Below are 10556 nucleotides of genomic sequence, written 5' to 3'. Positions count from 1 at the left end.
TGAACTGGTCTTTTTCGACACCATCGCCCCGCATATGTCGAGCCGCCCGCTGAGCCTGGGTCAAAAGCTGTGGGCCGCGCGGAAATGGGATTTCGACTACGCGCTGGATTGGATCAACCGGCGCAAGTCCGGGCGCGAAGACCGTGAACAACTTGCCCGCATCAACGCCTTGCTGTCCGAAGGCAAACCCCTGCCCGATGAACTGATCGGTCTGCGCATGACCAATTCCTTTGTGCAGGCACAGAACCGCTATGACACGCCGAAGCTTGACGTGGATATCACCCTGTTCAAGGCCCGCCGCGCCAGCGCCCTGTTCATTGCCGCAGGCGCGGATCTGGGCTGGGGTCGATACGTCGATGGCCAGATCGACATACGCGAGTTTGACTGCGATCACTTCACCATGATGGCAGAGCCAACCATCGCGGTGATCGGGGGGCAGTTGAACCAAAAGCTTTTGGTGGCTGACACGGCTCAGCCCGACGATGCGGAGGACGCGGCCTAAAGGGTCGGATCAGCCAGAAAACCCAGAACCTGCTTGTCCAGCCCTTGGGCAATCAGGTTCGTATGGGTGCCTTCGGGGAAAACCACCAGACGCTTGGGCTGTGGCAGCGCATTGAACAGGGGTTCGGCCCAGACTTGCGGGACATCCGTATCCCGCGCGCCATGGGCCATCAGAACCGGCATGGCGATCTGACCCGCGCGTTCGACCACATCATGGCGTTCCGCCCACATCAGGCGACACATCGGAAAACCGCGCAATCGCGTTTCCTGAAAGCGGCAGAGGCGGTCATAACCCGCCTCGATCACCAAACCCGCCGCCGCGCGTTGACTGGCCAAAGCCACGGCTGGGCTGACACCCAAACTGTAGCCATGGATAAACCGTCGATCTGTGGGCACCGGGCGTCCCAACAGATCATCAAGCTGGTCATAAAGCGCCAGCGCATCAGCGTGCAGGGCGCGTTCGGACGGCGTTCCGGGCGCATCCCCGGACCCGCGATATTCCAGCATGACAATGCCAATACCTGCATCCATCAGCGGCTGGAGACGCTGCAAGGACGGGATCACCCCGCTGAAATTTCCGTAAAAGCTGATCAGAACCGGCGCGTCCGGCGCCGGATCGGCCACAAAGGCGCGGAGTTCGGTGCCATCAGTGGCCTGAAACAGAACACGTCTGATCCCGTTCAACCCCTCGGCCCGCGCGGGTTCATTGTCGAACCGGTAGATCTTGTGATGCGTCCAGTACCAAACGCCCGACACCACAAGCAGCACTGCCAGCCCAAGAAGGATCACCAGAATTCGCAACGCACCCATCCCCTTGTTACGCTCGCAGGGCCAAAATCTCGGTCCAGTGGATCGGGCCGCTGATGGATTTGCGGTTCAGTGTAACGTCAAAACCGGCTTTTTCCAGCAAATACCGGTGGTTGTGAGAAAAGGAATGCTCGAACCCATGCGGATAGCTGCGCAATGTCTTGTCCATGTCATGGGCAGGATCAACAGGTTCCACAAGCGCGATCCCGGTGCCGGGTTGACTGGCGAGAAGGTCATATAGAGTGATCAGATCGGCCTCGGAAAAATATTCGAAAACGCCGCCATAGGACAACATCAACAGCCCCGGCTCCATATGATCTTGAAACCAGACACGGGCATCGCCCGAGGTGAAGTTCAATTCCGGGTACTTGGCATAGACATTCCGGTTCCGCCGGATGATGTCCCTGTTGATGTCGATACCGCAATACCGGCCAATCTGCGGCATATGCAGGACGCAATGTTGCAGCACCTTGCCATCGCCGCAGCCGACCTCGACCAGATGCTTGAAATCCTGCGACCGGGTCAACGCCTGCAAGTCTTGGAAAAAGGCGCGGTGTGTGCCGCGAAACCACATCTCGAACCGGTCGGAATAGAGGTCATAATACTGGGTGCTGACCCCGTCCTGCCACAGGTTGGAAAAGGCCGACGGCAACGCGGCCTCATCGCCACGGCGGGAAATCCGTTCAACCCGGGCCCATGCCATCAACCGGCGCGCCCGCAGGCCGAGATTGCCGTTCAGCCGCCCCATCCAGGGCAGGCAATACTCCAGAACCGTGCCAGCAATCACACGCAGCCGTTTGGACCGCCCGCTCATGAGGTATCCGCCTCGGCCCATCGGGCCACGCAGCAGATCACCTGTGGCGACAGCTCGATAAAGTCGAGCGTGCACCGGGGCCGCTGCGGGAGCAGAACACCAACCGGCCAGCCCTCTTCCAGGTCAAGGGTGATGGATTTCGGGGCCAGCGACATCCCCTCGCCGGTCAGTTTCATGCGCGCCTCTTTGGCCGTCCAGATGGCAAAGAACCGCCTCTGCCAGTCAAGGCCATCCAGCCCGTCCAGAATGGCGCATTCCTGATCGGTGAAACAGGCACGGGCGATATCGGCGCTGGCCAGTTTGCGGTCGATGAATTCGATATCCACACCCACCGGACCGCGATCTGAAAGGGCAATCACCGCCTCATCCCGGCTGTGGCTGAGGTTGAACTCTGGCCCATCGTCCAGCACCGGCTTGCCGTTCCCGGTTTCAGAAAACTGCAAATCCGCAGGTGCCGCGCCGATGCGATCCGCCAGCACCTGCCGCAGAAAGCCCCGGCACCGGATGTATCGGTCGCGATCCCGGGCAAATACGAAACGGTTGGCACGGGTCAGTTCGCTGTCGCTGAGAAATCCGGTCGCCGTTTCCAGAGAAATCGCGCGGTCATCCCCAAGCGCAACAGGCCATATCTGCAAGCCAGCCAAATCGCATTGATATTCGCCTGGCTCTCGCACTTTTACCCCTCAAGATCCTGTAGCTTGCCGTGGATATGGGCCTCCATATGGCGCACCAAGGTTTCGGCCTGAGCCCCCTTGACCATGCCCAGATGAGACCCGGACATGAAGGTGCGGGTATACTTGCCCTCGGTCAGGAAATCCGCCCAGCCCAGCATCGGGTCCATGTCAAACACCATCCGTTCCTTCAGGCATTGCGGTTCCACGAAAATCACGGTGGTCTGCCCACGATACGGCCCGCCGCGATAGCTTTGCGCCGCTTCCATCCATCCTTGTTCGACCTCGTGCATACGCTGTATTTCAGGCTGATCCGGGAACAGACGCAAGAACCACTTGTGCACGATCGCGTTATGCCAGCGGGCATCGATGCGTTCCCAAAGATAGCTCAGACCACGACCGCGCAGCAGTTCGATTTCATTACGAAGCCATTGACCCGGGCGCAGCCCCACGGGCGAGCGGAAATCGACCGAGAACCGCGGCGCATAAGTGTCCAGAATGAACAGCCGTTCGACCTTTTCCCCCATTGCCTCAAGCTGTCGGGCCATTTCGAATGCGGTGATCGCCCCGCCGGAATATCCGGCCAGCAGATAGGGGCCTTTGGGCTGGTGCCCGCGCAGGTGCAGGATGTTGTCCTTGGCCATAGCCTCGATTGTGCGGTGCATGCTGTGGCCCAGAATGCCCCGCGTCTGCAAACCGATCACCGGGCGGTGCTGGCCCATGATCGCGCCAAATTCGACCAGATTGTTAACGTTGCCACCGGCGCCCCCGACCATGAACAAGGGCTGCCCACCACCAACCGGGCCGGGATGGATCACCGTGCTGGGGTCCCAGTCACCTTCGGGATCGAAGACCGCGCTGGTGTCCTGCGTGTCCAGCAATTGCGCCAGATTACGGACGGTCGGGTTCTGGAACAGGGTCGAAATCGGCAGGTTGACCCCGAATTCGTCCTTGATGCGTGCAAAGAGGCGCACGGCCAAAAGCGAATGACCGCCAAGTTCGAAGAAGTCATCTTCGACCGTTACGTTGCGACTGCCCAGAACCTCGCACCAGAGGCCAAGCAGCCGGGTCTCTTCCACGCTTTCCGGGCGCATCCGGTCGCCCGAGTGGCTTTGCACATCCGGGTCCGGCAAATGCCTGCGGTCAACCTTGCCATTATGGTTCAGCGGCAGGGCCTTCAGCGCCACGTAATGCGCCGGGCGGGCATAGTCAGGAAGGTTGGCACGCATGTAACTGTCCAGCTCGCGCCAGGGCAGCGTGTCTTCGGCAGGCACGTAATAGGCCACCACGACCTTGTCGCTTTGTCCATCCGGCACGCGGACCTCGACCACCGACTGCTGAACGCCGGGATGCTTGGCGAGAGCCGTCTCAATCTCACCCAGTTCCACGCGGAAGCCTCGGATTTTGACCTGATTGTCGATGCGACCATAGAACTGGACCAGTCCATCAGCCCCCATCCGCACCAGATCACCGGTCCGATACAGGTGTAATGCCTTGTCCCACGGGGCCTGAATGAATTTTTCATCCGTCAGGTCCGGACGGTTGAGATATCCCAATGCAAGCCCCGCCCCGGCCACACACAGCTCTCCCGCTTCGCCATCGGCAACGGGTAGGAGGTCGGCGTCCAAAACATAGACCTGCGTCGCCTTGATCGGCGTGCCGATTGGCAAGGCCGCGCCGCTTTGGACGTCCTGTTTGGTAATCGTGTAGCAGCAGGTGAAGGTGGTGTTTTCGGTCGGGCCATAGCCGTTGATCAACACCAGATCAGGGCAATGCTCCAACACCTGCGCTGCCTTCAGCGGCGACACCACGTCCCCGCCGGTCAGAAGCTGGCGCAGAGGGCGGAAATCCCCGGGCCGTTCGTCGGCCATGGCGTGGAACAGCCCGGCGGTCAGCCACAGGCAGGTGATGTTTTCACGTGCGATGACCTCACCCAGCCCGGCAAGGGATGCGGTCTCATCCCCATCCGGCAGTACCAGAGTACCGCCATTCAGAAGCGCACCCCAGATTTCGAATGTCGCCGCGTCGAAGGCGATAGGCGAGTTCTGCAGGATACGTTGTTCCGGTCCCAGATCGGCGAAATCCTGACCCTGCACCAGCCGCATAACTCCGCGATGCGGCACCACCACGCCCTTGGGCGTCCCGGTCGAGCCGGAGGTGTACATGACATACGCCACGTCCTCACCGTTCAGGTCCGGCAGGACCGTCCCGTCGAGCTTGGTCAGGGTGGCCACGTCCAGCGTTTCAACACCGCTGAGCCCGGCATCCCGACCCAGCGCCAGTTTCATCTGCGTGTCTTTGGCGATGAACTGCAACCGGTCCCGTGGCAGGCTGAGGTCAAGCGGGACATAAGCGGCCCCGGCCTTGAGTATCCCCAAAATGGCAATGATCTGCTCAAACGAGGACGGTTGGCAAAGCCCAACCAGATCGCCCCGGTCGACACCCTTGTTCAACAGATGCGCCGCCACCTGATCCGAGCGCTCGTCCAGTTCCGCATAGGTCAGCGCCTGACCCTGCTGAGACACCGCCGTATTGGTGGCAAAGCGCGCCGCCGTCGCCTTGAACGCGCCGGTAAGGCCGCCGTCATAGCTGGCCCCATCCGGGGTTTTCGACTGCGGCTGCTCGGGTTCCTTGCGCCCAAGTTCGATCAGCGGGCCATCGGGGCGGGTGACGATATCCTCCAACAAGGCGGTGAAGCCTTGGATATGGCGCTGGATGGTCTCGGGGTTGAACAGATCGCGGTTGTAACTCCACTCGGTCACCACAGTATCGGCGGTGTCGGTGACGTTCAGATATAGCTCGAAATTCTCGTAAGCGCGGGGGTTCGAAACGAAACGCCCCTCGTCCGAACCAATGGACAACGCGCTCAGGTCGATGCCGTTGTCGATGTTAAACACGACCGAGATCAACCCGGGGCGCGAGGCGTCGCGCTTGTGTTTCAGCGCACGGGTCAGGGCACCATAGGTATAGTGCTGATGGTCCGTTCCGTTCAGCAACCCGTCGCGCACCTGTCCCAGATACTGATCGAACCGCAGCGTTTTGCGCGGTTGCGTGCGGACCGGCAGCAGATTGACGCAATGGCCGACCAGATCCTCCATCCCTCTGGCCGCCTGACCCGAGGAGGGCACACCGACCACCAGATCCTCACAATCGGAAATCCGCGCGAGGTACAGCTTGAACGCAGCCAGAAGCAGTGTCACGAAACTGGTGTTCTGCGCCCCGGCCGCCTTGCGCAGCGCGGCCACCAGGGTCGGGTCCAGCGCATCGTCAATCCGGGCGCCCCGAACACTGCGCACGGCGGGGCGCGGGTGATCCAGCGGCAAGTCCAGTACCGGCACATCGCCCGCGAACTGGTTCAGCCAATAGGTCCGGGCCGTTTCGGCATCCTCGGAACGCGCCCATTCCTCTTCGGTGCGGGCATAGTCGATGATGCTGTGCGGGGCGTCGATCACCGGCGCATCGCCCGAGATGATCATCTGATACAGCTGCGAGATATCCCGCATGATCACGTCGATGGACCAACCGTCACAAATGATGTGATGGGCGGTGATCACCAGATGGTGGAGGTCTTCGCCCTCCTGTTGGCCCAGATGCACAATATCGGTGCGCAGGAAGGGGCCGTTTTCCAGGTCGAACGGCGTTTCCACATGGCTGGTCAGCAGGGCTTTCAACCGCGTTTCGCGCGCATCCGCATCCAGCGTGGACAGATCGACCAAGCCGATCTCATGCGTCATCTCGGGGTGGATGCACATGGTCATCCCGTCAGGTGAGAAGGTCGCGCGCAGGGCATCGTGACGGGCGTAACAGTGCTGAATCGCCTGCTCCAACGCCTCGCGATCCAGTTCGCCGTGAATTTCCAGCGTTACGCTTTCATTATAGGCCGCCGCGACCTCGGGCGTGACAACCTGCGCCGCGAATATCTCGCGCTGCGCTTCCAGCGCCGGGACATGCAGCGACTCAAGCGGGGCGGCCATGTCGCGGGCAATCCGGTCTTCGCCATCCGGCAGGCTGAGGCGCGGAGGTGCGGCAGAGACCTGCGCCGTGTAAGGGTCATTGTCCTCGCGCCCGCCCAGCAGACCATCGGCGCGCATTTCCAGCGCACTGTCCTTGATGGCGTCGATGACGTGGTTGATATCCTCATCATCATGGGCGGCAGTCATATAAGAGGGGAACCCCTCTAACAGGAACACGCCGCGATCCCGCAGATGCGGACCCAGCAACCCGCCAAACCGCGCATTCTTGTCGATGCGCAGATACATCAGCGAGCCGCAATTGGGCATCTCGAACGGCATGTCATTGTCTTCGAACCAGCGGTCCACCGTTCCGGCCAGCGTGTCGCCTTTGACATTGACGGTTTTCCAGAAGAATTCAGGCTGGGATTTGAAGAACCGAAGCATTTCACAAGTCGCCGCCATCACCAGAGGGTGACGCACGAAGGTTCCGGCAAAGAAGGTTACCGGCGCTTCGGGGAAGCTTTCATCGCCATAGGACCACTGGCCACCATCAAACGTGTCCATGAACCGCGCCTTGCCCGCGACCACGCCGATGGGCATGCCGCCCCCGGCGATTTTGCCATAGGTCACCAGATCAGCTTCGATATTGTAGTAGCCCTGCGCGCCGCGCGGGCCGAACCGGAAGCCGGTCACCACCTCATCAAAGATGAACAGAGCACCGTGGCGTTCGGTGATCCGGCGAACCTCGCGGATGAAATCATGTGGGCGGAATTCGGGGCGGCGGCTTTGCACCGGCTCGACCATCACAGCGGCCAGACTGCCCGCGTTCCGGCGGATGTAATCCAGCGCCTGCGGTGTGCCATAGGGCAGAACCACCACGTTCTTCACCGCGTCGCGCGGCACACCCGGCGCGACCGGCATGCTGCGCGGGCCGTCCTTGCCGTCGATGCCGCGCACCAGAACCTCGTCGAAATTGCCGTGGTAATCGCGGGCGAAAAGGACGATCTTGTCGCGCCCGGTGACCGTGCGGGCCAGACGCATGGCGGCATAGACGGCTTCGGACCCGGTGCAGACAAAGCTGGCGCGGTCATTGCCGGTGACCTCGCAGAACAGGTCCGCCGCCTCCATCGCCAGCAAGTTCTGCGGGCCGACCTCGAACCCTTTGTCGATCTGGTCATGCAGGGCCGCGACCACCCCGTCAGGCGAATGGCCCAGGAAACCCGGGCCAAAACCGTTCAGGATGTCGACATATTCATTGCCATCCACATCCAGCAGGCGCGAGCCTTTGGATTTCACCGTGACGATCTGATAGACAAGGTCCTTCCACAGCCGGTTGAATCCCGATGCGGTGCGCGGGTCCGCATGGGTGGGGCGGTGTTTCTCCGTCAGCGATTTCGACCGAGGTGTCTTGGCGTTGAACCGCGCCACCAGCCGGTCGATATGGGCCTGCTGACGGGCTGTCAGAGCCTCGTCCTTGCTGGTGATCTGGGTCATCGGTGCCGAGACCGGCATGGTCTGACCCGCAGGCTCTGATTTGGACGGCGCGTCGTCAAACACCTGATCCGACGGGCCTTGTCCGCCGATCTCGCCATGCGCCTCGATATGTTCGGCCAGCGCGCCCACGGTGGGGAAACCGTCGATCAATTCGCGCAGGGTTACGGTGACACTGAACCGGTCGCTGAGCTCCCGCGTGGCCTGCGTCAGCAACAGCGAGTCAAAGCCCAGTTCCATAAAACCTGCGTCGGCGATGATCTCATCCGGCTCTAACCCCGAAAGATCGGACATCAGGTCCTGCAGGGCGCTGAGGGCATCGACCTCGGCTGGTGGTGCATCCGATGCGGGGGCGGTCTCTGGCGCCTCATCGGCCTGAAAGGCAACATCCGCCGGTTCGATCCAGAACTTCTTGCGGATGAAGGGGTAGGTCGGCAGCCCGTGCTGTCGCGGCACGTCAGAGACCGTGCCGATCCCGGACCAATCCAGCGGATAGCCACAAGCCCACAGCCCGCCAAAGGCTGCGTGCATGGCACGTTGGGAATCCGCATCCTCGGCATGGGCATGAGGCAGTGAGGCCAGCGATGGCGCAGCCTTGGACCGATCCGGGTTCTGCGCGGCCAGCACGGACAGAGTTTGCCCGGGGCCGGATTCCAGGAAGATGTATTGCCCTTCGGACCACAGCATCTGCATGGCGTCGAAGAACCGGACAGGGCGGCGCATATGCATCGCCCAATAGTCAGGGTCAGTCGCCTCAGAGTCGGTCATCCAGTCGCCAGTGACGGTCGACAGGATCGGCGTCGAGGGCGCGTTCAGCGTCAGCTTTTCCAGCCCGGCCCGGAAGGGGGCCAGCGCGGGGTCCATCATCTGAGAATGGAATGCGTGGCTGGTGTGCAGTTCGGAACTTGCAATCCCGCCTTGTTCCAGAACTGGAATGATAGCGGCGATTGCCTCATCCGATCCGGCCAGAACGCAGGCCTTGGCCCCGTTGACCGCGGCCAGATCAATGCCGTTGCCCAGGTAAGGTTTAAGGTCCTGTTCTAAGGCACGCACCGACAGCATCTTGCCGCGCGGCAGGTCTGCCATCAGGCGGCCGCGCAGGACGATCAGGCCCAGCGCGTCCTCCAACCGGAAAACACCGGCCAAGGTGGCGGCAACGAATTCACCGATCGAATGGCCAACCATCACATCAGGGCGGATACCTCGGCTTTCCCACAGTTTCGCCAGTGCATAGCTGGTGGCGAAAATGGCGGGCTGGGCGAAATCGGTGCTTTTCAGCTTTTCCGCCGCGTCTTCGACCTGATCTCCGGTCGCATGGATGACAGCGCGCAGGTCCAGCCCCATTTCGCGCTCCAACCGGTGCATGCAGGCGTCAAACGCGTCACGGAAAACGGGTTCCTGATCATACAGATCGCGGGCCATGCCCACATGCTGCGCGCCTTGCCCGGCAAACATGAAGGCCAGCTGGTCACGCGCACCCGCTTTCTGCCCGGCCCCCGAGTAATCCTGTGCCACTTGCGCCAGATCACCCATGTCACGGGCGGCCAGCACGGTGCGGATTGGATAGGCATGGCGGTGATCGCGCAACGTCAACGCAACCGAGTCCGGGTTGGCTTGCGGATGGGTTTCCGCCCAATGGCCCAGATCCTTCACCGCCTTGCCCAGCGCCTCGGGGCTGGACGCCGACAGCGGGAACAGACGCAGGCTATCCTCGGCAGGTTTTTCGCTGCGCTTGGCCTGTGGCCCTTCGCCCAGAACCACATGCACATTCGTACCACCCACCCCAAACGAGGAGACGCCTGCAATACGCGGCCCCTCACTCGTGGGCCAGTCGGTCAGTTCCGCCGCCGGGCGGAAGGGTGAGTTGTCAAAGTCGATGCGCGGGTTGGGCGCCTGATAGTGCAGCAAGGGCGGAATCTGCCCGTGTTTCAGACACAGCGCTGTCTTGATCAGCCCAGTCACACCCGCCGCTGCGTCCAGATGGCCGACATTCGTTTTGACCGACCCGATAGCGCAATAACCCTGGGCTTCGCTCTCACCAAATGCCTCGCACAGGGCGGTGAATTCGATGGGGTCACCCAGCGGGGTCGCAGTACCGTGGGCCTCGATATAGCCGATATCCTGCGGCTCGACTCGGGCGGAGGCCTGCGCGATACGGATCGCCTCGGCCTGTGCCGAGACAGAGGGCGCGGCGTAGCCCGCCTTTTGCGCGCCGTCATTGTTGACGCCATGACCCCGAATGACGGCGATGATCTCGTCCCCGTCGGCCTCGGCATCCTCCAGACGGCGCAGCACGACCAGCCCGGCCCCGTCGCCAAA

General features: G+C 61.8%; 5 protein-coding genes. 1 reads left to right on the top strand and 4 read right to left on the bottom strand.

Annotated features, from left to right (window positions below; translation table 11 throughout):
* On the top strand, window positions 1-502 hold a 502-nt coding region (locus MPJ51_RS05545), incomplete at its 5' end, for a hypothetical protein (protein ID WP_298382969.1).
* On the opposite strand, the gene MPJ51_RS05540 is transcribed toward MPJ51_RS05545, so the two are convergent.
* From MPJ51_RS05540 to MPJ51_RS05525, 4 genes are read right to left on the bottom strand one after another with little or no spacing between them, the layout of a single operon-like run.
* On the bottom strand, window positions 499-1302 hold the full coding sequence (locus MPJ51_RS05540) for a hypothetical protein (RefSeq protein ID WP_298382966.1): 804 nt from the start codon (window positions 1300-1302) through the stop codon (window positions 499-501). The genes MPJ51_RS05545 and MPJ51_RS05540 overlap by 4 nt on opposite strands.
* 16 nt (window positions 1303-1318) lie before the next feature.
* A complete protein-coding gene (locus MPJ51_RS05535; protein WP_298382963.1) occupies window positions 1319-2122 on the bottom strand; it encodes a hypothetical protein in 804 nt (267 codons plus the stop codon).
* Window positions 2119-2757, bottom strand: a complete 639-nt coding sequence (locus tag MPJ51_RS05530; protein WP_298382961.1) for a 4'-phosphopantetheinyl transferase superfamily protein — start codon at window positions 2755-2757, stop codon at window positions 2119-2121. Before MPJ51_RS05530 ends, MPJ51_RS05535 begins: the two co-directional genes overlap by 4 nt.
* A gap of 41 nt (window positions 2758-2798) precedes the next feature.
* Entirely contained in the window at window positions 2799-10532 is a 7734-nt protein-coding gene (locus MPJ51_RS05525) for a non-ribosomal peptide synthetase (RefSeq protein ID WP_298382958.1), read from the bottom strand.
* Window positions 10533-10556 lie beyond the last annotated feature (24 nt).

The sequence above is a fragment of the Ruegeria sp. genome, from assembly GCF_028066395.1.
GTDB lineage: Bacteria > Pseudomonadota > Alphaproteobacteria > Rhodobacterales > Rhodobacteraceae > Ruegeria.
This window is presented reverse-complemented; position numbering and strand designations above follow the sequence as displayed.

Coding starts and splice junctions, on each gene's coding strand:
- MPJ51_RS05535 (WP_298382963.1), bottom strand. CDS start 2,122: ATGAGCGGGCGGTCCAAACGGCTGCGTGTGATTGCTGGCACGGTTCTG.